Source organism: Pseudomonas sp. QTF5 (assembly GCF_000512695.2).
Taxonomy (GTDB): domain Bacteria; phylum Pseudomonadota; class Gammaproteobacteria; order Pseudomonadales; family Pseudomonadaceae; genus Aquipseudomonas.
On sequence record NZ_AZRW02000049.1, the window covers coordinates 1 to 24407 of the forward strand.

23 protein-coding genes, 1 rRNA gene and 2 pseudogenes are annotated in these 24407 nt (G+C 59.2%); 14 read left to right on the forward strand and 12 right to left on the reverse strand.

The genetic code is table 11. The features are described from left to right. The first annotated feature begins 122 nt into the window (after positions 1 to 122). Positions 123 to 238: ribosomal RNA gene (gene rrf, locus IC37_RS25970) — 5S ribosomal RNA — on the forward strand. Positions 239 to 303: 65 nt separating this feature from the next. On the opposite strand, the pseudogene IC37_RS25975 reads toward rrf, so the two are convergent. Next, a pseudogene (locus IC37_RS25975) lies at positions 304 to 975 on the reverse strand (PepSY domain-containing protein); the annotation flags it as partial. A 253-nt stretch (positions 976 to 1228) separates the two neighbouring features. On the opposite strand from IC37_RS25975, the gene IC37_RS25980 reads away from it, so the two are divergent. After that, positions 1229 to 3109, forward strand: coding sequence for a methyl-accepting chemotaxis protein (locus IC37_RS25980; protein WP_030128615.1), 1881 nt, complete (start codon positions 1229 to 1231; stop codon positions 3107 to 3109). A 145-nt stretch (positions 3110 to 3254) separates the two neighbouring features. Here the strand turns inward: IC37_RS25980 and IC37_RS25985 are convergent, their stop codons facing one another. The 5 genes from IC37_RS25985 to IC37_RS26005 form a co-directional block, all read right to left on the reverse strand. Next, entirely contained in the window at positions 3255 to 3722 is a 468-nt protein-coding gene (locus tag IC37_RS25985; protein ID WP_030128614.1) for an SRPBCC family protein, read from the reverse strand. A gap of 29 nt (positions 3723 to 3751) precedes the next feature. After that, positions 3752 to 7168, reverse strand: coding sequence for a non-ribosomal peptide synthetase (locus IC37_RS25990; RefSeq protein ID WP_030128613.1), 3417 nt, complete (start codon positions 7166 to 7168; stop codon positions 3752 to 3754). Positions 7169 to 7181: 13 nt separating this feature from the next. Continuing rightward, positions 7182 to 8111: a diiron oxygenase gene (locus IC37_RS25995; protein ID WP_030128612.1), complete on the reverse strand. Its 930-nt coding sequence runs from the start codon at positions 8109 to 8111 to the stop codon at positions 7182 to 7184. Further along, positions 8108 to 8884 carry a DUF3050 domain-containing protein gene (locus tag IC37_RS26000; protein WP_030128611.1) on the reverse strand — a complete coding sequence of 259 codons (777 nt, stop codon included), beginning with the start codon at positions 8882 to 8884 and terminating at the stop codon, positions 8108 to 8110. The genes IC37_RS25995 and IC37_RS26000 overlap by 4 nt, the downstream gene beginning before the upstream one ends. Before the next feature lie 759 nt (positions 8885 to 9643). Beyond that, positions 9644 to 10354, reverse strand: coding sequence for a GntR family transcriptional regulator (locus tag IC37_RS26005; protein WP_030128610.1), 711 nt, complete (start codon positions 10352 to 10354; stop codon positions 9644 to 9646). Positions 10355 to 10552: 198 nt separating this feature from the next. On the opposite strand from IC37_RS26005, the gene lapG reads away from it, so the two are divergent. The 3 genes from lapG (at position 10553) to IC37_RS26020 (ending at position 13962) form a co-directional block, all read left to right on the forward strand. Next, positions 10553 to 11245 carry a cysteine protease LapG gene (gene lapG / locus IC37_RS26010; protein WP_030128609.1) on the forward strand — a complete coding sequence of 231 codons (693 nt, stop codon included), beginning with the start codon at positions 10553 to 10555 and terminating at the stop codon, positions 11243 to 11245. Between the two features lie 14 nt (positions 11246 to 11259). Then, on the forward strand, positions 11260 to 13206 hold the full coding sequence (gene lapD / locus IC37_RS26015) for a cyclic di-GMP receptor LapD (RefSeq protein WP_030128608.1): 1947 nt from the start codon (positions 11260 to 11262) through the stop codon (positions 13204 to 13206). 480 nt (positions 13207 to 13686) lie between these two features. Then, positions 13687 to 13962, forward strand: coding sequence for a DUF6124 family protein (locus IC37_RS26020; protein WP_030128607.1), 276 nt, complete (start codon positions 13687 to 13689; stop codon positions 13960 to 13962). A 155-nt stretch (positions 13963 to 14117) separates the two neighbouring features. On the opposite strand, the gene IC37_RS26025 is transcribed toward IC37_RS26020, so the two are convergent. Further along, the gene (locus tag IC37_RS26025; RefSeq protein ID WP_019582912.1) at positions 14118 to 14456 is read right to left on the reverse strand and encodes a hypothetical protein; all 339 of its coding nucleotides are present in this window, start codon (positions 14454 to 14456) and stop codon (positions 14118 to 14120) included. Positions 14457 to 14603: 147 nt separating this feature from the next. Next, positions 14604 to 14789, reverse strand: a complete 186-nt coding sequence (locus tag IC37_RS30140) for a hypothetical protein (RefSeq protein WP_030128606.1) — start codon at positions 14787 to 14789, stop codon at positions 14604 to 14606. On the opposite strand from IC37_RS30140, the pseudogene IC37_RS26030 reads away from it, so the two are divergent. Continuing rightward, a pseudogene (locus IC37_RS26030) lies at positions 14758 to 15170 on the forward strand (sulfotransferase family protein); the annotation flags it as partial. The gene IC37_RS30140 and the pseudogene IC37_RS26030 overlap by 32 nt on opposite strands. Before the next feature lie 119 nt (positions 15171 to 15289). On the opposite strand, the gene IC37_RS26040 reads toward IC37_RS26030, so the two are convergent. Both IC37_RS26040 and IC37_RS26045 read right to left on the reverse strand, forming a co-directional pair. Further along, complete coding sequence (locus IC37_RS26040) at positions 15290 to 16048, reverse strand: slipin family protein (RefSeq protein WP_030128605.1); 759 nt, start codon at positions 16046 to 16048, stop codon at positions 15290 to 15292. A 2-nt stretch (positions 16049 to 16050) separates the two neighbouring features. Further along, positions 16051 to 16599: an NfeD family protein gene (locus IC37_RS26045; protein ID WP_030128604.1), complete on the reverse strand. Its 549-nt coding sequence runs from the start codon at positions 16597 to 16599 to the stop codon at positions 16051 to 16053. Positions 16600 to 16811: 212 nt separating this feature from the next. On the opposite strand from IC37_RS26045, the gene IC37_RS26050 reads away from it, so the two are divergent. After that, positions 16812 to 17279: an aminoacyl-tRNA deacylase gene (locus IC37_RS26050; protein WP_007899556.1), complete on the forward strand. Its 468-nt coding sequence runs from the start codon at positions 16812 to 16814 to the stop codon at positions 17277 to 17279. Positions 17280 to 17414: 135 nt separating this feature from the next. Beyond that, a complete protein-coding gene (locus tag IC37_RS26055; protein ID WP_030128603.1) occupies positions 17415 to 17660 on the forward strand; it encodes a DUF2789 domain-containing protein in 246 nt (81 codons plus the stop codon). A gap of 3 nt (positions 17661 to 17663) precedes the next feature. On the opposite strand, the gene IC37_RS26060 is transcribed toward IC37_RS26055, so the two are convergent. Further along, positions 17664 to 17945, reverse strand: a complete 282-nt coding sequence (locus tag IC37_RS26060) for a type II toxin-antitoxin system RelE/ParE family toxin (protein ID WP_030128602.1) — start codon at positions 17943 to 17945, stop codon at positions 17664 to 17666. Further along, a complete protein-coding gene (locus IC37_RS26065; protein WP_030128601.1) occupies positions 17942 to 18220 on the reverse strand; it encodes a hypothetical protein in 279 nt (92 codons plus the stop codon). Before IC37_RS26065 ends, IC37_RS26060 begins: the two co-directional genes overlap by 4 nt. Before the next feature lie 197 nt (positions 18221 to 18417). Here IC37_RS26065 and IC37_RS26070 point away from each other — a divergent pair, with 197 nt between their 5' ends. The 6 genes from IC37_RS26070 to IC37_RS26095 all read left to right on the forward strand — a co-directional run bounded on the left by IC37_RS26070 (position 18418) and on the right by IC37_RS26095 (position 24167). Beyond that, positions 18418 to 18846 carry a MarR family winged helix-turn-helix transcriptional regulator gene (locus IC37_RS26070; protein ID WP_030128600.1) on the forward strand — a complete coding sequence of 143 codons (429 nt, stop codon included), beginning with the start codon at positions 18418 to 18420 and terminating at the stop codon, positions 18844 to 18846. Then, a complete protein-coding gene (locus tag IC37_RS26075; protein WP_030128599.1) occupies positions 18843 to 20915 on the forward strand; it encodes an FUSC family protein in 2073 nt (690 codons plus the stop codon). Before IC37_RS26070 ends, IC37_RS26075 begins: the two co-directional genes overlap by 4 nt. Next, positions 20912 to 21121, forward strand: a complete 210-nt coding sequence (locus tag IC37_RS26080; RefSeq protein WP_030128598.1) for a DUF1656 domain-containing protein — start codon at positions 20912 to 20914, stop codon at positions 21119 to 21121. The genes IC37_RS26075 and IC37_RS26080 overlap by 4 nt, the downstream gene beginning before the upstream one ends. Continuing rightward, entirely contained in the window at positions 21118 to 22005 is an 888-nt protein-coding gene (locus IC37_RS26085) for an HlyD family secretion protein (RefSeq protein WP_030128597.1), read from the forward strand. Before IC37_RS26080 ends, IC37_RS26085 begins: the two co-directional genes overlap by 4 nt. Next, positions 22002 to 23450 (forward strand): efflux transporter outer membrane subunit, encoded by a 1449-nt coding sequence (locus tag IC37_RS26090; RefSeq protein ID WP_030128596.1) that lies wholly within the window; start codon positions 22002 to 22004, stop codon positions 23448 to 23450. The genes IC37_RS26085 and IC37_RS26090 overlap by 4 nt, the downstream gene beginning before the upstream one ends. 81 nt (positions 23451 to 23531) lie before the next feature. Then, positions 23532 to 24167 (forward strand): hypothetical protein, encoded by a 636-nt coding sequence (locus IC37_RS26095; protein ID WP_030128595.1) that lies wholly within the window; start codon positions 23532 to 23534, stop codon positions 24165 to 24167. Positions 24168 to 24407: the final 240 nt, after the last annotated feature.

The following is a 24407-nucleotide window of genomic DNA, read 5'->3' on the forward strand; positions in this document are numbered from 1 at the left end:
AGGTCATCGTCAAGATTGAATTCCGAAACCCCTATCTGCGTATGCAGGTAGGGGTTTTGTTTTAGTAGAAGTCACCGATTTTGCTGGCACGTTACCGCTGTAACGGGCTGGTCACAGAATTTCTTGACGACCATAGAGCATTGGAACCACCTGATCCCATCCCGAACTCAGCAGTGAAACGATGCATCGCCGATGGTAGTGTGGGGTTTCCCCATGTGAGAGTAGGTCATCGTCAAGATTGAATTCCGAAACCCCTGTCTGCTTATGCAGACAGGGGTTTTGTCTTTCTGGGCTATAGGAACTTCAATCCCGTATGGGGTACATCCCGCTCTTACGTGCCTTGCTACTCCTGAGAGCCAGCAACTTGCGCCACCAGATATAGATTCCCGTCACCGACAGTACTGCAAAAACACCCAACAACGCGATCATCACTTGCCCGGTGATTTCCTGCCCCAGTAAACGCCCGTCCGTGCCATGGAAGAGGCCTCGGTATCATGTAGCCCAAACCCTGCCCCATAAAAGTTGTACTCAAAGCTGTAATACAACTTTCCGATCGCAGCTGTCAGCCCCAGCCTTTGTCCTTCCTGCAATGCACGTTCATAAGCCTGTTGATAACTCAGCCGCGTAACTCCCAGCTCCTCGGCAGGCATGCGCCCGCGAGCCTCATAGACGCTCGGTTCAATCGGGGAAAACAGTGATACCGCAGGCTTGAAGACCTGGCTCGGCAGGTTCATGGCGACACTGCTGACAGCGATCGGCAACGGCAATAACCACAGCCACAAACCACCCGCCCGATGCAGATCGAAGTTCAGTCGGTAGGCATGCCCGCCTTTGATCTTCCAGGCCGTCGACCACTCTTCCAGAACGGTTGCCCTCGTGGAAGGGTCAGCCAAAGCGCAATGAAACAATCGACAACCAGGCGATCGCGACCAGTCCCATTAACAACAACCCCCAGTTATCCGGCAGGACCAGGTTGTTGTCATCAAGGGTCGCAAAATTTGCAACTGCCGTTCGAGCAACCACCAGCAACCACTGCTATTCGGGCGCTCTAGCACGCCGTTCAGCGGGTATCTGACGAAATCCCTAAGATTTCTCCCACTCGTGCCGACAGATTGGTGAGACATGTGTGCACCAAAGTAGAGCGGCTCCAGAATGCCGTCTGCGCGGTTACATGGAATGTTGCAAACCCGGAACGCATCCCCACTTTTTGCATAAGAAGTCCCATGAAATGAATCTCAAGTTCAGCCATAAAATCCTGCTGGCCGCTTCAGGCGTCGTGGTGCTGGCTTTTGCGTTGTTCACTTTGTACAACGACTATCTGCAGCGAAACACCATCCGACAAAACCTCGAGTCTTCCGTTGAGCAAGCCGGAGAGCTGACCGCCAGCAGCGTGCAGAACTGGATGAGCGGCCGCGTGCTGGTCCTGGAAAACCTCGCGCAGAACGTCGCTCATCAAGGCGCCAATGCCGATTTGCCGGGGCTGGTCGATCAACCCACCCTCACCTCGAACTTCCAGTTCACCTACGTCGGGCAGTCCAATGGTGTGTTCACCCAGCGCCCTGACGCGAAGATGCCGGACGGCTACGATCCGCGTCAGCGCCCCTGGTACAAACAAGCGGTGGTCGCCGACAAGACCATGCTGACTCCGCCCTACATGGCTGCGGTAGGCGGGTTGGTGGTGACCATCGCCATGCCGGTGAAAAAGCAAGGTGAACTGCTGGGCGTCGTCGGCGGCGACCTGAGTCTGGAAACCCTGGTGAAGATCATCAACTCGGTGGACTTCGGTGGCATCGGTCACGCATTCCTCGTCAGCGCCGACGGTCAGGTGATCGTCAGCCCGGACAAGGATCAGGTGATGAAGAACCTGAAAGACATCTATCCGGGTTCCAGCGTCCGAATCGGGAAAGGCATCCAGGAAGTAGAACTGAACAAGCAGGACCGCATCCTCTCGTTCACGCCGGTAAGTGGTTTGCCGAATGCCGAGTGGTACATCGGTCTGTCGATCGACAAGGCCAAGGCCTACGCACCACTGAGCCAGTTCCGCACCTCGGCGTTGATCGCGATGTTCATCGCCGTGACCGCCATTGCAGTGCTGCTGAGTCTGCTGATTAATGTGCTGATGCGTCCGCTGACCACGATGGGCCGTGCGATGCAGGACATCGCTCAGGGCGAGGGCGACCTGACCCGTCGTCTGATGGTAGAAAGCAAAGATGAGTTCGGCGAGTTGGGCGGTTCCTTCAACCAGTTCGTGGAGCGGATTCACGCGTCGATTTGCGAAGTGTCCTCGGCGACCCGTCAGGTGCATGACCTGTCGCAACGGGTAATGGCATCGTCCAACGCTTCGATCATCGGCTCCGACGAACAAAGCGCCCGCACCAACAGCGTGGCCGCGGCGATCAACCAATTGGGCGCCGCCACCCAGGAAATCGCCCGCAACGCGGCCGATGCTTCGCAACACGCCAGCGGCGCGAGCGAGCAGGCTGATGATGGTCGTCAGGTGGTGGAAAAAACCATCCTGGCCATGACTGAGCTGTCGCAAAAAATCAGCCTGTCCTGCACGCAGATCGAAACCCTGAACGCGAGTACCGACAACATCGGCCACATTCTCGATGTGATCAAAGGCATCTCCCAGCAGACCAATTTGCTGGCACTCAACGCGGCAATCGAAGCAGCCCGTGCCGGTGAGGCCGGTCGTGGTTTTGCGGTGGTGGCGGACGAGGTGCGTAACCTTGCTCATCGCACTCAGGAATCGGCGGAAGAGATCCACAAGATGATCAGCTCGCTGCAGATCGGTTCTCGCGAAGCGGTGACCACGATGAATGCCAGTCAGGTGTCCAGCGAACAGAGCGTCGAAGTGGCGAACCAGGCCGGCCTGCGACTGGTCAGCGTGACCCAGCGCATCGGCGAAATCGACGGCATGAACCAATCGGTGGCGGCGGCGACCGAAGAGCAGACTGCCGTGGTGGAAACTCTCAACGTCGACGTCAACCAGATCAACCTGCTGAACCAGCAGAGCGTGGCCAACCTCAATGAAACATTGAAGGATTGCGATGCTTTGTCCCAGCAGGCCAATCGGTTGAAGCAGTTGGTTGATAGTTTCAAGATCTGATTTCTGGTTAGTTGGACCGCGTTATCGTTCTTCGCGAGCAAGCCCGCTCCCACATTCGGCCGCATTTTCCCTGAGAAAACACGGTCATTTGTGGGAGCGGGCTTGCTCGCGAAAGCAGTGTAACAATCACCGCTCAACCGAAGCCTTACACAAACAGCTTCAACACATTCCCCATCGCATCATCGGCAAACCCCTGAACGAAATCCTTGAACCCCGGCAGGGCCTCGGCACCGCCCTGGGCCGGTTCGGCGATGATGGTCCAGGTCGCCCGCGACTTACCTGCACCCAAGGAGTCAACACTCATCGCCGCCCATAAATTGGCCACGCCCAAGGTGTTGTAGATCGTCGTCCAGGTCATGTTCAGCGCCTGGTCGTCCCGGGAGTTGAGTTGCTCGACCACCAGGTTGCCGTCCTTGAAGAATTTCTTGCGCAGCGACGACACGCCTTCGCCCGTCATCTCGATATGCGACAGCGCCGGAATGAATTGATCGAAGCCAGCAAAGTTACCGACCACCGCCCAGACTTGCGCCGCATCGGCCGGTACTTCCACCGAAGAAATGACGTGGCAGCCGTGAGGATTTTTGATCAGGGTATCGGGTTGCAGAGTGTTCATGGTTTTGCTCCGTGCAGGGTTAGGGTGAATCAGATGAAGTTGATTTCTTTGAGGTAGTCGCAGCCGCGTCGCAGCAGCGCCGGGGATTTTTCCGGGTAGTGCGCGCCCATTTGCCGTACGCCGGCCTGGGCGTTGTCATGGCCGATCATCGAGATGTCGCCGATGTCTTCTTCGAAGCCGTTGAGGTAGAAACCCAGCACGCCAAACAGTGCGTTGTCGCTGTCGACGCGGCCCAGTTGCTGCTGCCAGTCGGCGACGCTGACCATGGCGAACTCCCGACCGGCCTCGCGAAATGACGCCACGTAGCAATCCCAGCTAAGGGGCTCGGGGTTGTGCAGGTTGAACACGGCTTTTTCGGCGTGGTAACGGCTGGCATGGAAGGCGATGAAACGGGCGAGAAAATCCACTGGCATCAGGTCGAAATTCAGCGCGAACTCCGGCACCTGACCGAGCTGGATCGAGCCCTTGAGCATCAGCATCAAGCGATTCTTGTGGGGCTGGCAGACACCGGTGAGGCTGTTGAAACTGATGTTGCCGGGGCGATAAAGATTGACCCGCACCCCACGCTCCCGCGCCCGTTCGAGGATCCGCTCACCGACCCATTTCGACAGGTTGTAGCCGTTCTTGATGTAGATCGGCGGCGTCTGCGCGGCGGGCAACTCCAGCACCCGGCCATCGTCGGAAATCGTGCTGGACGCCGAGAGCGTCGAGACGAAATTGAAGATCTTCTTGCTGCGCCCTTCACACAGACGCAGGCACTCGAAAATCGGCTCGACGTTGTCCCGCGCCAACGACTCGTAATCGAGGACGTGATTGACGTTCGCGGCGTTGTGCACCAGCGCACCGAACTCGCGATCCAGCCGCTCGTAAACCTCTTCGCTGAGCCCCAGTTGCGGGCGGGTGATGTCCGCCGCGTAAACCCGCACCCGGCCCAGGTCCAGATGCTCCAGACGGTTTTCCCGCACGGCCTGAGCGAAGCGCTGCGCCGCCGATTGCCCGCCACCATCGCGCACCAGGCACGCTACTTCGCTGGCGCCCCAGGCCAGTAGCGCTTCGACGATATGTACACCGACAAAGCTGTTGGCGCCGGTGACGATCACCTTGTGCACATCGCCCATTCGGCTAACTGGTAACGGCTCGATGTCCAGTTCGCGGAAGGCATCGGCCAGGGCTTTTTCGCTCAGCACTTCTTCAGTCCCGGAGCCACGAACCAAGGTCGCCAGCTTCGCAATCGTCGGCAGTTCGATGAAACGGTTGATCGAGATACTGCGGCCGAACTCCTCACGCAAACGCAGCAACATGCGTGACAGCAGGATCGAGTGCCCACCTAGATTGAAGAAGCTTTCATCGGTAGAAATGTCACTGGCGGGCAGCTCCAGCAGCTCGGCCCAGATCTCCAGCAATAGCGCTTCATCGGCGCTGGCGGGCAAGCGCCGTGGGCTGTTTTCGGTCACGCTGACGGGCATTTCCAGCAGCGCTTTGCGGTCGACCTTACCGTTGCTGGCGAACGGCATGCTCGCCAGTTCGGTCCATGCGGTGGGCTGCATGTAGTCCGGCAGAAACTGCATCGCGTGGGCTTTCAAGGCTTCGCGAGCAGCGCCGGGTTGCTCTTCCTGAGGCTGCGCGAGAAAGGCCAGAATTCGTCGATGACGGTCGATGACCACCGCCACCTGACGGTACAGCTGACTGTCGCGCAGGCAGCGCTCGATCTCTTCCGGCTCCACCCGAAAGCCGCGAATCTTCACCTGATTGTCGCGCCGCCCGCACAGTTCGATACCGTCGCGGGTCCACTTGGCCATGTCGCCGGTGCGGTACGCGCGCAGGCTCTGGCCATTCGGCAGGCTCAGGTTCAGATAACGTTCGGCAGTCTGCTGCGGGTTGTTCAGGTAACCCAGGCACACCCCCGGACCGACGATGTACAACTCACCGACAGTCTGCTCGGTCACCGGTTGGAAGTCCTCATCGAGGATCAGCACCTGACTGTTGGCAATCGGTGCACCGAGGGTCCGGTTGCTGTCGCCGGTACGCAGTTGCCGCGCAGTGATCAGCACCGTGGCTTCGGTCGGGCCGTAGAGGTTGTAGAGGTTGCCTTGGCGGGTCAGTTGCTCGATCACGTAGGGTTCGCAAACATCGCCTCCGGTCATCACATGATCGAGGACCTGCAACTGTTCCAGCGGCAGGATGCTCAACAGCGCCGGTGGCAAAAAGGCGTGGCTCAACTGCTGGTGACGGATCAGCTCGACCAGTTGCAACGGGTCGCGACGTTGGTCATCGTTGGGCACGATCAGCTCGGCACCCTGAAGCAGGGTCGGGAAAATATCGATCAGCGACGAGTCGAAACTCAACGACGAAAACTGCAATGCCCGACTCTGTTCGGTCAGCTGCACGTAGTCGGCGTACCACGCGGTGAAGTGCGCGAGGTTGGCCTGGCTGAGCAACACGCCTTTGGGGTGCCCCGTGGTGCCCGAGGTATAGAGCGCCATGCACGGCGCATCGAGATCGGGGCGTTGGCGCATCAAGGGTTGATCGAGATTCACATCGCCGATGTCGATGCAGCTGATGTCCAGCCCAGGCATCGTCTCGCTGAGCGGGTGTTCTCCGTCATGCAGCAACAACACCGCGCCGGCGTTTTCCAGTATGTACTGCTGACGTTGCAACGGATGGCTTGGCTCCAGCGGCAGGTACACCGCGCCGCTGCCCAGGATTGCCAAAATCCCCGCATACAACGCGCTGCATTTTGGCAGGCAGATCCCGACCACCAACGGTCCCTGATGTTCATCCAGCAATGGTTGCAAACGCTGTTGGATAGCGCGGCTGTGGGCGTGTAATTGCCGATAGCTCAGCGACATGCCAGCGATATGCAGCGCCGGACGCCCGGCAGACTGGATGAAGCGCTGTTCAAGCCGCTCGATCATTGGGATCTGGCCGAGTTGAAGCAGCCATGGTTCAGCCGTGGTGTTGAGCTGATGGACGAAGGCCAGGTGCTCTAGAAACAGCAGGCTTTCCACTTGCTCGAAGTGCGCGGAAGCCGTCGGTTCGGCCTGCAGGAAATAATCGGCATCCCGGGAGAAGCGGCTGACCAGCAGCGCCACGTGATCGACCAGATCGGTCACCGCTCGCAGGCGCAATGCCTGGCCGTTACCGGACAGTTCTTCGGCGACTGGCACGCGACTTAGCTGCGTCGAGTTATATGCGCACAGCAGGTCCAATGCTGGCAGGCCCGAGGCGCCCGGCACGCCGATACCCAGCTGTAGCGTCAGGCGCGGTGCATCGCCGAAGTCCTGAAACGGCAGGCTCGCATCGTCGATCAGCAAATCAAACGTGCTTGGCGGCAGCGCTTCCAGATTCGCCAGCCGCGCCAGTGAATGACCGTGTTGTTCGAGTTCCAGCGCCAGGTCGGTCAGGGCCTGGCTTTGCCCAATGAGCAAAATATCGAGACGTCGCATGATGTTCTCCTCGTTAAACCAGGTAGTCGCTCAGGGCGCTTTGCACGCACGGTGAATCGAGCAGCGAACTGCTGCGGAAGAACCGCACGATGTTGGCGACCAGCGGGTGATGGCGATTGATCGGGAAGGCCAGCCCCGACACTTCGCTCTTGAGTGCCCGGCATGCTGCGTCGCTGATCTGCAAGGCGTCGATCAAGCGGAAGTCGAAAGACTTCTGGATGTCGTTGGTCAGGTAATGGCCGATGAACACCGGGAGGATTTGCGCGATGCACTGGCGATCGTCTTCGCTTGCGGTGTGCCAATAGATGCGCACCAACCGCGCCCAGAACCCGGAGTGACGGCCCTCGTCGAGCAAGTGGTCGGCCATCAGGCCCTTGATCGATTGCTTGACCGTGTCGTCCTTGGCGAACGCCGCGACATCGCCGGTCACGGTGTTCTCGGCGATGGCCACGCAGATCAGCTCCACGGCGCTGCGCAGGTGTTCGGGTGCGAGGGCCACGGCCGCGGGAATGGCACGGCTCAGTTCGATTTCATCCGGCAGTGCGATCGGCACGATGCCGGTCATGGCGACGGTTTGCTGCATGAAATCCATGGCCACCAAGGCGTGGTAATCCTCGTCCACCACCACGGTCATCGCGTCGTAACGACAGGCGAACGGAAACGCCACGCTGAAGCGGTTTTTGGCGATGCTGCGGGCGGTCTTGTCGACGATCTCGGTTTCGAAAATCACCACATCGTTGATGAATTTGTAGAGCGTCTGCACCAGGGCAAAGTCCCGTTGTTCCGGACATTCGCGCAGGAAGGTTTCGCTCAGCACCAGCGGCTGACGGCTCAGTGGATAGATCAGCTTGTCGTCGTTCTCCAACATGCGCCGGGGGCGAGTGCGAATGGTCGCGCGGCTCTCCCAGGCGTCGGCGAAGGATTGGTAGTCGGCGGCGTTCATGCGTTCACCTCCGCCACCGGTTCGCTCATGCTCAGGCGCAAACCGTCCCACAGGGCGATGCGACTTTCCACGGCGGCGATGGCGCTGGCGTAGACGTCTTCTTCACGCTGCGGATCGTCATCGACCAGACGGGCGAGAAGTCTTTCCGCAGCCGGGCCGTGGTCTTCGGAGTCGACTTCGATGTGCCGCTCCAGGTAGTAACGGAAGGTTGGCGCCTGTTCGATGCCGATGCCCCAATCGTCGAGAATCCGCTGAAACATCTGCGGGATCACACTTTCGCGGCCATGCAGAAACGCCGCCGCCACACTGTGCCCCGGTGCATGCATCGCGGTGTGCAAGGTGTGGCGCACGAACTGCGCGGCCGCCGGATCGACGTCGACGCTTTGCAGGGCCACGTCATAGCTCACGCCTTCTTTTTGCAGCGCGACGAAGCGTTCGACGGCGACCGTGCTGGCACCGACTTCGCGCATCGCATCCAGGTACAACTCGAAATGGCTGTAGTGACCTTGAGCCGGACGATCATCAGACTCTTCACCGAGCACGATCTCGTTGATCAACCGCGCAGCCTGAGGATCTCGCGGCGGCAGCCAGGGCAGCTGAACGCAGGTCAGTTCCTGTTGCAGGCGCTTGGTCAACGACATGAAATCCCACACCGCAAACACATGGGTTTCCATAAAGCGTTGAAGGACCGATAACGAATGTATTTCAGAGAAGATCGGGTGCGCACTAAGTTCTGCTTTCTTCTGATTGAGACGATCTTTAGTCGGTTTCATGAGCGAGCCTATAAGTGATCTGGAATACCGTTGAGGGTGGTGTTGATCAATAAGTGACGGTTGCTTGAAGTTTTTTATTGGCGAACAGGGGCCTCAATTGAATTGATGTTTTTCAGGTGTGTAATCACTAAGTAGTACGTAACGCCCAGTGCTTATGGGCGGCGGAGAAAAACTAATACACGATTAAAGTGTCGGGCAAGTCATTTTTGAATTAATTTAAAGTTTAACTTTTTCGGGCGCGACAAGTTTCAATAAGACTTTTGTATTAAGTTTTATTTTGGCGTAGTTGCTCCTTTCGGCTTATATAGGCCAAAATTTAAATAAGAGTGAATGCCTCACTCAAAGCAACTTTCTACTGGGTTCGTTGATGTGATCTGAGGGGGTGGAAGTTGGCTGGGAGCGACGCCGGTTCTTCCTTTCCCGTGGCAAGACTCCTTCCGTAGGTTCTTGGTGCGTCGACTGCTTCGTGGGTGCGATGCGTCGTCCGTCATTATTCGTTGGCAGCTCAAGAGTGAGCGTAATTCACGGCAGTCGCTATCACCCCTGCATGATCTGTCAGGTGCAGTTGTCGGGTTTGAGGGTGCGGGGGGCTTTGAGGAGCAGACATGAAATCGCTGCAGACCGGTCTGGGGTGCGAACGAAAGGAGGATTTGTGAGTAGATTTGTTCGTCGAGTAATCCAGGTGCGGATCAGCTCAATGTCGCGGCAAGCGAAAGCGAGCCGATCAATGGGCTCGCTCGGGGCTGTCGCTGCGGTTTTTTACTTCGAGGTTTTCCGGCGCTGCGGTTCAGAGCTTTCGAGGTAGCGCGTGATGACTTCGACACCCCGGTTGAGGTGGTTTTCGAGCAACGTCACCGAGCGCTCGACGTCCCGCTCTTCGGCGGCCCGCAATAATGCTCGGTGATCTTCCTGGGACAGTTTGCCCAGGCCCATGGCTTCCAGATTGAAACGCAGGAAGCGCTCCTCTTCGTTCAACCCGTCTTCGACCAGTCTCAGCAACCGCTGGTTGGGAGCCTTGTTGTAAAGCGCCATGTGGAACAGGCGATTGAGCCGGCCGATCTCGGTGTAGTCGTGTTCCGTTTCCAACTCGTCGATATAGCGCGCTGCCTGTTCGAAATCGGCGGCTTCAAGCAGGGGGATCGACCGACGCAGGGCTTCGGACTCCAGCAGGATCCGCAGCTCATAGGTTTCTGCCGCGTCGCCCTGGACCAACGGTGCAACCACCGCGCCTTTATGGGCGATCACGTTGAGCAGCGATTGCGCTTCGAGCTGGCGCAAGGCTTCGCGCACCGGCATGCGGCTGACGCCGAACAGGTCGGCGAGGTCTTGCTGACGCAGGGCAATGCCGCAAGGAATGCGACCGTCGAGAATCGCTGCACGTAGGGTTTCTTCGATCACCGAACGTGCCAGATGGGCGGGAATCGGTCCGTTGACCTTGATACTGCTGAGAGGGTTGGGCTTCTGTGTCACAACAAACGCACCCTGTTTGGCTGAAATATTTGGATCCAAATGGACACTAGTGACTGCTTGACTGGTTGTCAAACGGGCAAAGGATCGTATTACCTTAAAGTCTAGCGTGCCGACAGTGATCTCACCGTGCCATTGTCTTTTACCGGCCTAACCTGCACCATCAACCGACTTCCACCTGCCTACCCTGGATGCCTCGCATTGGCGGTGCGTTTCGCGATCCCTCGGACTTTGCGCTGGCTAGGCTGCGCACTGCTGCTGGCCGGCGTCATGCTGGGCGGGCTGCATGCCGACTGGGATTTTTCGCTGATCAGCCGCCGCGCGCAGGCATTGTACGGGCCTTTGGGTGAAGGGCAGCAGCGCATCGAGGCCTGGCAGCAATTGCTCGCCACGCAGAAGCAGATTGGCGAGCTGGAACAGCTCAACGTGGTCAACCGCTTCTTCAACAAGCAGATGCGTTACGAAGAAGACATCGACCTGTGGCACGAGGTCGATTATTGGGAAACGCCGATCGAAGCCTTGTGGAAAGGCGCCGGCGACTGCGAAGACTACGCTATCGCCAAGTATTTCAGCCTGCGCCATCTCGGTGTCTCCAGTGACAAGCTGCGCATCACCTACGTCAAGGCTTTGCGCCTGAACCGCGCGCACATGGTCCTGACCTACTACTCGAGCCCCGAGGCCATGCCTTTGGTGCTCGATAGCCTGATCGACGCGATCAAGCCCGCCAGCCAGCGAACCGATTTGCTGCCGGTCTACTCTTTCAATGCCGAAGGGTTGTGGTTGCCGGGTGCCAAGGGTAACAAGAAGGTCGGAGACACCAAGCGCCTGTCCCGCTGGCAGGATGTGTTGAAGAAAATGCAGGCCGAAGGTTTCCCGGTCGAGACGACTAACTAGGAGCACGCGCTCAGATGTCTTTGTTCAAACAGCTGTTGATCGCTATCTGTCTGTTCCTGGTGGTCGCCTTCACCGGCAGCTTCATGGTCAGTCTGGAAAGCTCGCGTACCCAGTACGTCAACCAGTTGCGCTCCCACGCCCAAGACGCCGCGACGGCATTGGCGCTGTCCCTGACGCCGAACATCGACGACCCGGCGATGGTCGAGTTGCTGGTCAGTTCTATCTTCGACAGCGGTTATTACGCGAGCATCCGTGTGGTCGATCTGTCCAACGACAAGACGATTGTCGAGCGCAGCGGCATCCCGGCGGTCACCAACGTGCCGGACTGGTTCGTCAAACTGATCGGCCTGGAACCGGCCGGTGGCGACGCCCTTGTCAGCCGTGGCTGGGAGCAGGCCGCGCGGGTCGAGGTGGTCAGCCATCCGATGTTCGCGTTGGCCAAGCTGTGGCAGAGCGCGTTGGGCAGCCTTGGTTGGTTGCTGATCTGCGGCGCGGTGAGTGCGGTGCTGGGCGCGCTGTTGCTGCGCCGGCAACTGAAGCCGCTGGATTACATGGTCAAGCAATCCCATGCCATTGCTCGCCGCGAATTCCTCAGCTTGCCGGAACTGCCGCGCACCCCGGAACTGCGCCGGGTGGTGCAGGCGATGAACCAGATGGTCGAGAAGCTCAAGGCGTTGTTCCAGGAGCAGGCCGAACGCAGTGAAAAACTGCGGGCCGAGTCCTATCAGGACAACCTGACCGGCCTGGCCAACCGGCGTTATTTCGAAATGCAATTGAACGCGCGAGTGAGTAATCCTGAGCAGGCCAGTTCCGGCTATTTGTTGCTGCTGCGGGTCAAGGATCTGGCCGGGTTGAACCAGCGGTTGGGCGGTCAGCGTACCGATGAATTGTTGAAAGCGGTGGGCGAGCAGTTGTCCCGCGAGTGCGCCAAGTACCCAGAAACCCAGAACCTCGTAACGCGCATTCGTGGCGGTGAATTCGCTGTGCTGGCGCCGGGGCTGGTGCGCGAAGAAGCGCTGCAACTGGCGAGTAACCTCGACAGTGCACTGGCGAGCCTGCACGCGACAGGCGCCACGGACGTGGCTTCGGTGGCTTCGATCGGGCTGGCACCGTTTGCCCATGGCGACTCGCCGCAAGCGGTGATCGGGTTGGCGGACCAGGCACTGGCCCAGGCGGAAAGTCAGGGCGAATCGAGCTGGGCGTGCCTCGATCACAGTGCATCGGCTCGGGTTGGCGATGACCACCATGCCTGGCACACCTTGCTGGATCAGGCGTTGGATCAGCAGCGTTTCGAGCTGTACTTCCAGCCGGTGGTGGCCAGCCACGACACGCAGGTGGTGCTGCATTACAAAGTGCTGTCGCGCCTGCTCGACGAGCAGGACCAGACCATTCCCGCCGGGCGTTTCTTGCCGTGGCTCGAGCGTTTTGGCTGGACCGCGCGGCTGGACCGTTTGATGCTGGAGCTGGTGCTTGAGCAGATGGCCGAGCATGAAGAGTCGCTGGCGCTGAACTTGTCTTCGGCAACGCTGGCGGACCCGCAGGCGTTGAACAAAGTGTTCGACATTCTGCGTCAGCATTCGAATCTGGGGGAACGATTGACCCTGGAAATCGGCGAAGCACAATTGCCTGAGCAGGCAGTGCTGGAACAACTGACGCGGCGGTTGCGCGAACTTGGGTTCTCGCTGAGTCTGCAGCGTTTTGGTGGGCGCTTCAGCATGATCGGCAATCTGGCACGGCTTGGGTTGGCGTATCTGAAAATCGACGGCAGTTACATCCGGGCGATTGATCAAGAGAGCGACAAGCGTCTGTTCATCGAGGCGATTCAACGGGCGGCGCACAGCATTGATTTACCGTTGATTGCCGAGCGGGTCGAGACCGAAGGGGAGTTGGCGGTGATTCGTGAGATGGGGTTGTATGGGGTTCAGGGGCAGTTGTTTGGTGAGCCTAAGCCTTGGCAGTAGGGTTTTAGTGCAGAGGTGCCAGTCAGTCCGTCTTCGCGAGCAAGCCCGCTCCCACATTGGACTTGTGTCGTACCACAATCCTGCGGTCACCCCCGATTAACTGTGGGAGCGGGCTTGCTCGCGAAGACGTCAGCACAGGCTCCGGAAAAATCTGATGGCAAGATCCTAGAGATTTCCTTCAAGTTGTAGCGGTGTTGGTGAAACTTGTTCCGGCCGAAGTCCAAGGCTAGTCTGGCCTTGTCACTGAATAATCGGTGACACGGACGTGCAAGTCCGACCAAACTGTTTAGGTAGCGTGCTGCCATTCCTCTCAATGAGCATTTCGATGTTCACTGCTTTATGGCGGCTGCGCGCAGGAGATCCTCGGATCTGCTGGGTGTCCTAAACAGTCCCGGTCTTGCACACCTGCGCACGGCCGCCACCCCATTCGCGTGCAAGCGAACGGTGACGGCTACAACTTACTGTTTAGGATGATTTCTTATGTTCAAAGTAACTCCGAATCCGCCCCCCAGCCCCCGCAAAGGCCACCTCTTCACCGTCTCCCCCGACATCGACACCGAAGCCCTTCTGGCCAACGCCTCCGAAGACTTGCTATCCATCAGCGCCATCGCCGCCGACCTGGCGGATGATGTGGAAGGTTCACGACGATCCGTAGCTTTGGCGCTCAGCCGAATGGCCGATGGCGTGCAATTGTTGGTGGAACGGGCGTGGGATCACCTTGAATCGCCGCAGATGCAGGCTCGAGCCGAGGTTTAGCAGGTTAGAGCAGTAGTGAGTTGAAGATCGCCTTCGCGAGCAAGCCCGCTCCCACACTGGATTTGTGTCGAACCGCAATCATGCGATCAACACAGAACCCATGTGGGAGCGGGCTTGCTCGCGAAGGCGCCAGTGCAGGCGCCGACGAAGGGGCGTTAGATCAACCCCGTCTCATCATCATCGATCAATTGGCTCAACCCGCCCAACGCTTCACGGGCCTGGGTCCGGTCCATCAGCTTGGCCTGCGCGGCCGGCGGCAGGTCGGTGACGCGGATCACGCCTTTTTGGGTCAGTACCTGAATCAAGTCGTCGAGTACCCGGATCATTTCCAGGTCGCTCTGCTTGAGCTGCTTGAGGCTGGTCTCCACCACTTCGTGGGCATACCAGGCCTGGATTTCATGGTGGTCGGCCGGCAGCGTTTCCGTGGCCTCGGCGTAGGCCGTGGCTTCCACGCGCACTAACTGACCTTGCGCATCGCGTTGCACGTAAAACATTGAGCATCCCTCGGAAATGGACCAGCGTCGTGCTGTCAGCAGCATAGGCCAACGCAAGCGAGTATGCGGAGCGAGCAAGAAATCGTCACCCGTGAGGTGGGCGCAAACGTGACGGCCGCCCGGTTTCGGCGGCCGTCAGCCTGCTGATCAGCTGTTGTTGTGATCGACCTTGATGGTCGGATCACTGCCGGCAATCAACGAGTTGATGCTGGCGTTGGACCAATTATTACCTTCCAGTTTGATCGTCACGTCCGGGGTGGCCGCTGCAGCATCGGCGCCGTTGAACTTGCCGGCAACGCCGTTGCCCGTCTCGCATCTGCGTCGCCCGGGCATGCACATGGTGCCGGGGATGATCGGGGCGAGCGTGTTGGATGAGAAATTTCCGTTCAGCAGCCGTGAGGATTACACCGCCCGACGATTGGGGCGGTTGCTGGCATCGGGATTGGCGCAATGCCGGGCGTTTGGCGGCTTGGCGGTGAACTACAGCGAACTGCCGCAGGCCATGGCGGGGCGGTTGACAGCGTTCTTTGCGTTGGATATCGAGCAGCGCAGGCAGGTGTTTACGGCGGTGGGGCAACATGCCAACAGCCGTCGCAGGTGTTTGTAGGTGACAGCGATGGCAAGCGTCGTGAAGCCTCGGTGCTTCTTAACGAACGCATACAACAATGGGCGCTAGAGCCTTATGAGGCTTTGGAGCAATTGCGCAAAATATGATTGGAATGGCTTTTGTGGCGAGGGAGCTTGCTCCCGCTCGGCTGCGAAGCAGTCGCAGGTTTTAGGGCCACTACGCGACCCAGCGGGAGCAAGCTTCCTCGCCACAGGTCATCAGTGCATCAAGGCTTCGACGACAAATCCGCCATCCCCTTGAGCAACTCGATCGGTAGCGGAAAGACGATGGTCGAACTCTTGTCCCCGGCAATCGAACTCAGCGTCTGCATGTAACGCAACTGCATCGCACCCGGTTGGCGGCCGAGCATTTCAGCAGCCTGCATGAGTTTTTCCGAGGCCTGCAATTCGCCTTCGGCGTGGATCACCTTGGCCCGGCGTTCGCGTTCCGCTTCGGCCTGCCTGGCGATGGCGCGAATCATCGATTCGTTGAGGTCCACGTGCTTGATCTCGACGTTGGCCACCTTGATGCCCCAGGCATCGGTCTGCGCATCGAGTACTTGCTGGATATCGACGTTCAACCGTTCCCGTTCTGCCAGCAATTCATCGAGTTCATGTTTACCGAGCACCGCCCGCAACGTGGTCTGCGCCAGTTGGCTGGTGGCCATGAGAAAGTCTTCGACCTGAATGATCGCCCGTTGCGGGTCGAGCACGCGGAAATACAGCACCGCATTGACCTTGACCGAGACGTTGTCGCGGGTGATCACGTCTTGCGGCGGTATGTCGAGCACCACGGTACGCAGGTCGACGCGAACCATTTGCTGGACCACCGGAATCAGCAGAATCAGCCCAGGACCCTTGACCTGCCAGAAACGTCCGAGCTGGAACACCACGCCGCGTTCATATTCACGCAGGATGCGGAAAGTCGACCCCGCCAGTGCAATCAGCAATAACAGCAGCGCGGCAAAACCCAGTTGCAGGCCCATGACTATTCTCCGCCATCATTGTTCATTGCGGGCGCCGCGTCAGCCGCAGCCACTTCCAGCAGTAGACCCTTGCGTGCCACCACCCGGACTTGTTGTCCCGGTTGCAGCGGTGTTTCGCTCAATACCTGCCATTGCTCGCCTTGCAGATGGACCCAGCCGATATACGCATCGCCAGCCTGCAACGACGTTACCGGCGTCACGCTGCCGAGTAATTCGTCATCGCCGCTGACGTTGCGGCGCGGTCGGGTTTTCAAGGCGTGGATCAGCAGGAAAATCAGCAGCAAGGCACTGATCAACCCCAGGCCGATCATCAAGGGAACAGGGACCTCGGTATTGGTCAGAATCACCGCGCCGATCACGAACATCACAATGCCGCCCAGACCGACCACGCCGTAATTGGGCAAGGCCGCCTCGGCGATCAGAAATGCAATGCCGAACGTGATCAGCCAGATCCCGATAGGGTTGGGAACCAGCAGGACGAGGGTGTCCGCTGCGAAAACCGATCCACTCAAGGCCAACAGCAGCGCAATTGCACAGCAACGAATGTTCACTTGACCCTCCGGGAGAGTCATCCGTCCGCGAGCCGTTCATGACTCTGTATACAAGTCTAGTTGAGCCTGCACTTGTATGAATTTTGACCAGTTGTCGACAGTGTCCGACGGGCGGATTTCCCGCCGGATCCCCTCGGCGGGCCTAGACTTTTAAGGAAGACAAAAAGTTAACTATCGTCCGCGATGCATTGCTACGGACACCGAGGTGCATCATGCGAATGGCAAAAACCGTGCAGAACAGCCTCGATAAGGCTCACTGCGAATATGACATCGTTTCTCACCCGCACTCGGCCAGCAGCCTTGAAACGGCTCGGCTCGCGGGCATCCCTGCCGAACGGGTCGCCAAATCGGTGATTCTCGATGACCGTCATGGCCACTACTTGATGGCTGTGCTGCCCGCCAGTCGTCACCTGGACCTGAGCAAAGTACGTGGCAGCAGCGAATGGCAAGTCACCCGTGAAAGCAACCTGCCGCACCTGTTCGACGATTGCGAACGCGGCGCCGTGCCTGCACTGGGCGAATCCTACGGGATGGATATGGTCATCGACCCACAGCTGACCCGGCAGAAAGACATCTACCTGGAAGCCGGCAACCACAACAATCTGGTACACATGAGCGTGCCGGAATTTCTGAAAATGGTGCCGCATGCCGAGGTGTGCGAGTTGAGTCTGTCGGCATAGCGTCGACATAACCGCTGTCATCGCGGGCAAGCCTCGTTCCTACGGGAATTGCGAAAACCCTGTGGGAGCGAGGCTTGCCCGCGAATAGCCGCGCCACGGTCACCCATCCAATACGCAATTACGAAGGAGCCAAACATGGAATCCCCTACCCACAGCCTCCCATCGCTCTTCAAACAACTCGGCCTGCCTGATGACGCCGAAAGCATCGATAAATTCATCGCTACCCATTCACCGCTCAAACCCGAACTGCACCTGGCGGACGCATTCTTCTGGAACGAGAGCCAGGCAGAGTTGCTGCGTGAGGAGATTCTGGATGATGCGGATTGGGCGGAGGTTGTGGATCAGCTGGATGTGCTGCTGAGGAAGGGGCGGGGGGTGTAACAATCATCTTTCTGGTGGCCACTGTCGGGATGTATGCGCTAGAGCGAGTATCCAGATCGCATCTGGCCCCAATTCATAAACGACGCGATAGCTCTGATGTGGAATTAACTCGCGGGTACCTGTGATGATTCCGACAGGGCCGCTTTCAGGGTATTGGGCAATGCGGGATATCGCGTCTTTGAAGCGGTTGTCCATGTCGATGGCGGCTTGCGGGTTGACGGCATGCAGGTAATCCCAAATGTCTGCACGATCCTGTGCTGCTGTTGGCGTCCAGATTATTTTCATTCTTGTATAGCTGCTCGCACTCGCCTGGCAGTGAATTCTGCTTCAACTTCTTCATTTGTCAGGCCATCCCCAGCGCGCATGGACACTCGGGCCTTGTCGACCTTACGTTGCAGGAATGCTTCGTACTCGCGCGATTCTCGTTGGGTTTGAACGAATTGACGCATCATTTCCCTGACGATTTGAGAGGCAGGACGATGAGAAGCTTCTGCTTCGGCCATGAACTGTTCACGCAATTCGAGTTCGAGTTTCATCGTAAAAACGGCTTGTTTTGACATGTCCAAGTCCTCGGAATATGTACTGACGAAGTATATACATCTTCACTACTTTCTTTGGTTCAAGCAGTGCTTGTCACGACAGACGGCGGTAAATTGTTTCAAAACTTGACCAACATTCCCCCCGAATGCCATATTGATAGTTAGCAAACTAACAGTATGTGCATCCCCTCGTGCCAAAGACCCTCGCCGCTCTCCAGATGAACATCAGCAGCTCCATGGTGGTAGCCGCCAGGCACTGGCGGAAGATTTGCCAGACCACGCTGGCCAACTATGGAATCTCCGAAGCCTGCGCCGTGCCGTTGTTGATGATCGGGCGTTTGGGCGAGGGTGTGCGACAGGTGACGGTCGCGCAGGCGGCGGGGATGGAGAGTCCTTCTCTGGTGCGTTTGCTGGATCAGCTGTGTCATGCCGGTTACGTTTGCCGTACCGAAGACCCCCATGACCGACGCGCCAAATGCCTGAGCCTGACCGCGACCGGTCGCGAACTGGTGCAGGCGGTCGAAATCGAGCTGGTGCGTTTGCGCCATGAAGTGCTCGATGGGATCGCCCCGAGTGATCTGGAAGCGGCGCTGCGGGTACTGAAAGCTTTCGAAGCGGCCAATCATTCAGCGGTGGCCTACCCTTGAACGGTTTTTTCACCGGCGTGCCCCCGGCGCGGGACTGGTTCTACGGTGTGCGCACGTTCGCGGCATCGATGATTGCGCTGTACATCGCCATGCTCATGCAAATGCCCCGTCCGTATTGGGCGATGGCCACGGTGTACATCGTTTCCAGCCCGTTCGTCGGCCCCACCAGTTCCAAGGCGTTGTACCGCGCCGTTGGCACTTTGCTCGGTGCGGCGGCGGCGGTTTTTTTCGTGCCGATGTTCGTCCAGAGCCCTTATGTGCTGGTGGTGGTCATCGCGCTGTGGACCGGGATTCTGTTGTTCCTGTCCTTGCACTTGCGCACTGCCAACAGCTACGCCTTGATGCTCGCCGGTTACACCTTGCCGCTGATCGCCCTGCCGGTGGTGGATAACCCGCTGGCGGTGTGGGACGTGGCCGAGGCGCGCACCGAAGAGATCTTTCTCGGCATCGCCTGCGCGGCGGTGGTCGGCGCCATGTTCTGGCCGCGGCGGCTGGCGCCGGTGTTCAACGATTCGGTGAATAAATGGTTCGCCGATGCCTCGACCTACAGTCTGCGCTTCCTCAGTCGCAACGTGCAGCCGGAGGAAGTCAGCGCCCTGCGTTCATCGATGGTGGCGAACTTCAACAGCCTGGAATTGATGATCGGTCAGTTGCCTCACGAGGGCGCGCGGCCGCAGACAGTGCGCAACACCAAGGAACTGCGCGGACGAATGATCCATCTGTTGCCGGTGATCGATGCCCTCGACGACGCGCTCTATGCCCTTGAGCGGCGCACACCGGAGCTTGTGGATAAGTTCGCGCCACTGCTGACCGCGACCACCGAATGGCTAGACCAGAAAGACGCGGACCTCGAGCGCTGGCAGGCCCTGAAAAACCGGCTCGAAGCGCTGCAACCGAGTGCCGAGGTGCTGGACGATCGCAAGCAGTTGTTGTTCTCCAATGCCTTGTATCGCCTCGGCGAATGGATCGATGTGTGGCAAGACTGCCGCAGTCTGCAATACGCCATTCAGTGCGAGAGCCAGGACAGTTGGCGCGCGGTGTATCGGCACTGGCGCCTTGGTCGGCTGTCGCCGTTTCTCGACCGTGGGTTGATGCTCTATTCGGCGGCTTCCACGGTCACCGCCATCATCGTCGCCTCGGTGCTGTGGATTCTGCTCGGCTGGACCGACGGCGGCAGCGCAGTGATTCTGGCGGCGGTGGCGTGCAGTTTTTTCGCTTCGATGGACGACCCGGCGCCGCAGATCTACCGGTTCTTTTTCTGGACCGCGATGTCGGTGTTGTTCGCCAGCCTTTATCTGTTTCTGATCCTGCCCAACCTGCATGATTTCCCGATGCTGGTGCTGGCGTTCGCCGTACCCTTTATCTGCATCGGCACCCTGACGGTAAAGCCGCAGTTCTACCTGGGCATGCTGCTGACCCTCGTCAATACCTCGTCTTTCATCAGTATTCAGGGTGCTTACGACGCGGATTTCCTCAGCTTCGCCAACTCTAACCTGGCCGGCCCCGTGGGCTTGCTGTTCGCGTTTGTCTGGACCCTGATTGCGCGGCCATTCGGTGCGGAACTGGCGGCCAAGCGCCTGACCCGTTTCAGCTGGCGCGACATCGTCGGCCTGACCGAGCCGGCCACGCTGGCCGAACACCGGCACATGGGCGTGCAGATGCTCGATCGCCTGATGCAGCATTTGCCGCGCCTGGCCATGACCGGCCAGGACACCGGCATCGCGCTGCGAGAAGTGCGCGTGGCCCTGAATCTGCTGGACCTGCTCGCCTATTCGCCGCGAGTGCCTGGTGCGCCGCAAGCGCTGCTGCGCCAGGTGGTGGCCGAAGTCGGCGAGTACTTCAAGGCCTGTCTCAACGCCGACGAACGCTTGCCAGCACCGAGCCCGTTACTGATGACCCTCGATCGCACCCGTCGCGCCCTTGGCGGTGCGGGTGATGATGAAACCCGTCTGCACCTGCTGCACGCCTTGAGCGGCCTGCGTTTGGCCCTGTTGCCGGGGGTCGAGTTTGTCGGCGCGGGTGAACTTGAAGAACCGCTTCCCCATGGCATCGATGGAGCGCCTTTATGATCGGTGATCTGGATATCAGCGGGGTGTTCCTGCCCACGCTGCTGGTGCTGATGGGCATTACCTACGTGTTGTACCTGTTGGTGCACGGGTTGCTGACGCGCCTGCACTTTTACCGTCTGGTCTGGCACCGGGCATTGTTCAACGTGGGTCTCTACGCCTTGCTGCTCGGCGCCGTGGACTCACTCAGTCGATACCTGATGACATGAAAAAACCTTTTTTGACCCTCGGCCGCGTGGTCCTGACGCTGTTGATCGTGACCTTCGCCGTTGTCGTGGTCTGGCGCATGGTCATGTACTACATGTTCGCGCCCTGGACCCGGGACGGGCACATCCGCGCCGACATCGTGCAGATCGCTCCGGACGTCTCGGGGCTGATTCAGCAAGTGGAGGTGCGCGACAACCAATGGGTGAAACGCGGCCAGGTGCTGTTCAGCATCGATCAGGACCGTTTCAAACTGGCGCTGCGCCAGGCGAAAGCGGCCGTCGCCGATCGTCAGGAAACCCTGGCCCAGGCCCAGCGCGAGACCAAGCGTAACCGTGGCCTCGGCAACCTGGTCCCGGCCGAGCAACTGGAAGAAAGCCAGTCCCGTGTGGCCCGCGCCGAAGTGGCGTTAACGGAGGCGCAGGTGGCGGTGGACAGCGCCCAGCTCAACCTCGACCGCTCGCTGATCCGCAGCCCGGTGGATGGCTACGTCAACGACCGTGCGCCGCGTTCCCAGGAGTTCGTCACCGCCGGGCGGCCGGTATTGTCGGTGGTGGACAGCAACTCGTTCCACATCGACGGTTATTTCGAAGAAACCAAACTGGACGGCATTCATGTCGGCCAGAGCGTCGATATTCGCGTGGTCGGCGACCGCGCTCGGCTGCGCGGGCACGTGGAAAGCATCGTCGCCGGCATCGAAGATCGCGACCGCAGCAGTGGCAGCAATCTGTTGCCCAACGTCAATCCGGCGTTCAGTTGGGTGCGGCTTGCGCAGCGTATTCCGGTGCGAATCGCTTTCGACGAGGTGCCAGCGGACTTCCGGATGATTGCCGGTCGAACGGCCACGGTGTCGATCATTGACGAGCAAACCCGGGAGCCAGCGAAATGAGTAAGGCCTCAGGTTTGGCGGTTGCCGGATTAGGCTTGCTGCTGTCGGCCTGTCAGGTAGTCGGGCCGGATTATCACCTGCCGGACGAGGCCGCCGTGCACCGTGAAGACTTTCAGGGCGATCTGGCGGTGAATGGCAAACATGTCGTCTCGGCACCGGTGCCCAGTGATTGGTGGCGGTTGTATCAGGATCCGCGTCTGGACCAATTGGTGCAGCAGGCCATGGCCTCCAACACCGATTTGCGGGTGGCGGCGGCGAATCTTTCGCGGGCTCGCGCTCAAGTCGACGAAGCGCAGGCGGCGGGCGGTTGGAGCGGCGGCGTGAAAGTTGGCGCCCAGCGTTTGCAGGAGTCTGGCGAGGCGTTCTTGCTGGCGGATAAAGTGCCGGTGGCCAACGTGGGCGATATCGGCATCACCACGTCGTATCAGTTCGACTTGTTCGGCACGTTGCAGCGCGGCATCGAAGCGGCCAAAGCCAATGCCGATGCGACCCAAGCGGCAGCGGACACCGCGCGGATTACCCTGGTGGCCGATGTGGTGCGGGCTTACACCCAGGTCTGCGCGGCCAACGAAGAGCGGGAGATCGCCCAGCATTCCCTCGACCTGCAAGCCCAGAGCACCACGCTGACCCAGCGCTTGCGTGATGCCGGGCGCGGGGATGAAACCCAGGTCACTCGCTCGCAAACCCAATTCAAATCCTTGCGCGCCGAATTGCCGCGTTATGAAGCCGCACGTCAGGCCGGACTGTTCCGCTTATCGATGCTGCTGGCCAAACCGGTCGAGCAATTGCCTGCGGGCACCAGCGACTGCGCCGAGCTGCCGAAAATTGCGCAGTTGTTGCCGGTGGGTGACGGCGCCACGCTGCTCAAGCGTCGACCCGACGTGCGGCAAGCCGAGCGCAGATTGGCGGCCGCGACCGCCGGGATCGGCATTGCAACCGGCGAGTTGTACCCGGACATCAGCATCGGCGCGACCGTCGGCACGGTCGGTATTCTGGAGAACCTCGGCAAACCGGCGACCAATCGCTGGGGCTTCGGCCCGTTGCTGAGCTGGACCGTGCCGTCCAATGGCTCTCGCGCGCGAATCCGCGAGGCCGAAGCCGCGACCCAAAGCGCACTGGCGCATTTCGATGGCGTGGTGCTCAACGCCATTCGCGAAACTCAGACCGGCCTGGCGCAATATTCCGCGCAACTTCAGCGTCGCGATGCGTTAGCAGATGCCGAGCAATCGGCACAACTGGCGGCAGACCAGACCCACCGCTTCTTTCAGGCCGGCCGGGCGTCGTTTTTGGCGGACCTGCAAGCCACCCGCACCTACACCGACGTACGGGCGCAACTGGCCTCGGCCAACACCCAAGTCGCCATGAGCCAGATCGATTTGTTCCTTGCTTTGGGCGGCGGCTGGGAAAGCGGACGAACGCAAGGGTCACAACCCGGCAAACCCTGAGGCCGTTGCTATGCTTTGATTTGATGGGGGCGCGCGGCGAACCCGTCGATCAAGGCTTGCGTTGGTCATGGGGATCTAATAATGAAAAACCCTTACGCTCCCGGTTTCTGGTGCGCCATTGCAGCATTGGTTTTGCTGTCGGCCACCTATTTCTACGGCATCATGCTGGCCCACCAGCTCGACACGGCGCTGATATTCCTCGACAGCGCGGCGGCGTTGATCGCCGTGATGGCTATCGTGGTGGTCGCCTGGGCTTCATTACAGGGCCAGCGCATCAAGAAAAAACACCTCGAACAAGGCAAGATCCTGGTACAGATCTGGGACACCAAGGTGGCTTTGCGTCGCGTCGAAACAGTGTTCGACCGGTATTTCTGGGGCAGTTACTGGCAACCGGGGCGTACGTTCCAGGAAGTCATGGGGGAACTCACCGGCACGCCATTGGAAAAAAGCCTCGAAACCTTGAAAAAACAATGCCTGGCGCTGGACAAGCAAGTGGCTGACGAGGGGTGGCACTGGCTCAACAATGCGCGAGAGCTGTCCGATGTCGCCACTGCCATGGCCCGCGAGCGCTATCAACTGGACTTCTGCGACCCACGCGGGGAAGTGACCGGCGGGGCGGTGATCAATCGGGATTTTGAAGTGCTGGTGTATACGTGGACTGCGCGGCTCAAGAGCTTCGATCATCAATTGGATGAGATTGAGGTTCAGTATTCATAAAGTTGTATTGGCAGGGCTGACGCCTTCGCGAGCAAGCCCGCTCCCACATTGGAATGCGTTCCCCTGTGGGAGCGGGCTTGCTCGCGAAGGCGATTGCATGACCGCCGAAACTCTCAACCCTTGCCAGTTGTCCACAAGCAGCAATATCCCATAGACACTCTTTAACCTTTAATCATTGGGCCGCTTTGCGGCGCAAATGCTAATCTCCATCCCACTTTTAGCGAAGTCGAGCCGCAACCC

Coding starts and splice junctions, on each gene's coding strand:
- IC37_RS25980 (WP_030128615.1), top strand. CDS start 1,229: ATGAATCTCAAGTTCAGCCATAAAATCCTGCTGGCCGCTTCAGGCGTC.
- IC37_RS25985 (WP_030128614.1), bottom strand. CDS start 3,722: ATGAACACTCTGCAACCCGATACCCTGATCAAAAATCCTCACGGCTGC.
- IC37_RS25990 (WP_030128613.1), bottom strand. CDS start 7,168: ATGCGACGTCTCGATATTTTGCTCATTGGGCAAAGCCAGGCCCTGACC.
- IC37_RS25995 (WP_030128612.1), bottom strand. CDS start 8,111: ATGAACGCCGCCGACTACCAATCCTTCGCCGACGCCTGGGAGAGCCGC.
- IC37_RS26000 (WP_030128611.1), bottom strand. CDS start 8,884: ATGAAACCGACTAAAGATCGTCTCAATCAGAAGAAAGCAGAACTTAGT.
- lapD (WP_030128608.1), top strand. CDS start 11,260: ATGTCTTTGTTCAAACAGCTGTTGATCGCTATCTGTCTGTTCCTGGTG.
- IC37_RS26020 (WP_030128607.1), top strand. CDS start 13,687: ATGTTCAAAGTAACTCCGAATCCGCCCCCCAGCCCCCGCAAAGGCCAC.
- IC37_RS26025 (WP_019582912.1), bottom strand. CDS start 14,456: ATGTTTTACGTGCAACGCGATGCGCAAGGTCAGTTAGTGCGCGTGGAA.
- IC37_RS30140 (WP_030128606.1), bottom strand. CDS start 14,789: ATGCCCGGGCGACGCAGATGCGAGACGGGCAACGGCGTTGCCGGCAAG.
- IC37_RS26040 (WP_030128605.1), bottom strand. CDS start 16,048: ATGGGCCTGCAACTGGGTTTTGCCGCGCTGCTGTTATTGCTGATTGCA.
- IC37_RS26050 (WP_007899556.1), top strand. CDS start 16,812: ATGCGAATGGCAAAAACCGTGCAGAACAGCCTCGATAAGGCTCACTGC.
- IC37_RS26055 (WP_030128603.1), top strand. CDS start 17,415: ATGGAATCCCCTACCCACAGCCTCCCATCGCTCTTCAAACAACTCGGC.
- IC37_RS26060 (WP_030128602.1), bottom strand. CDS start 17,945: ATGAAAATAATCTGGACGCCAACAGCAGCACAGGATCGTGCAGACATT.
- IC37_RS26065 (WP_030128601.1), bottom strand. CDS start 18,220: ATGTCAAAACAAGCCGTTTTTACGATGAAACTCGAACTCGAATTGCGT.
- IC37_RS26070 (WP_030128600.1), top strand. CDS start 18,418: ATGAACATCAGCAGCTCCATGGTGGTAGCCGCCAGGCACTGGCGGAAG.
- IC37_RS26080 (WP_030128598.1), top strand. CDS start 20,912: ATGATCGGTGATCTGGATATCAGCGGGGTGTTCCTGCCCACGCTGCTG.
- IC37_RS26085 (WP_030128597.1), top strand. CDS start 21,118: ATGAAAAAACCTTTTTTGACCCTCGGCCGCGTGGTCCTGACGCTGTTG.
- IC37_RS26090 (WP_030128596.1), top strand. CDS start 22,002: ATGAGTAAGGCCTCAGGTTTGGCGGTTGCCGGATTAGGCTTGCTGCTG.
- IC37_RS26095 (WP_030128595.1), top strand. CDS start 23,532: ATGAAAAACCCTTACGCTCCCGGTTTCTGGTGCGCCATTGCAGCATTG.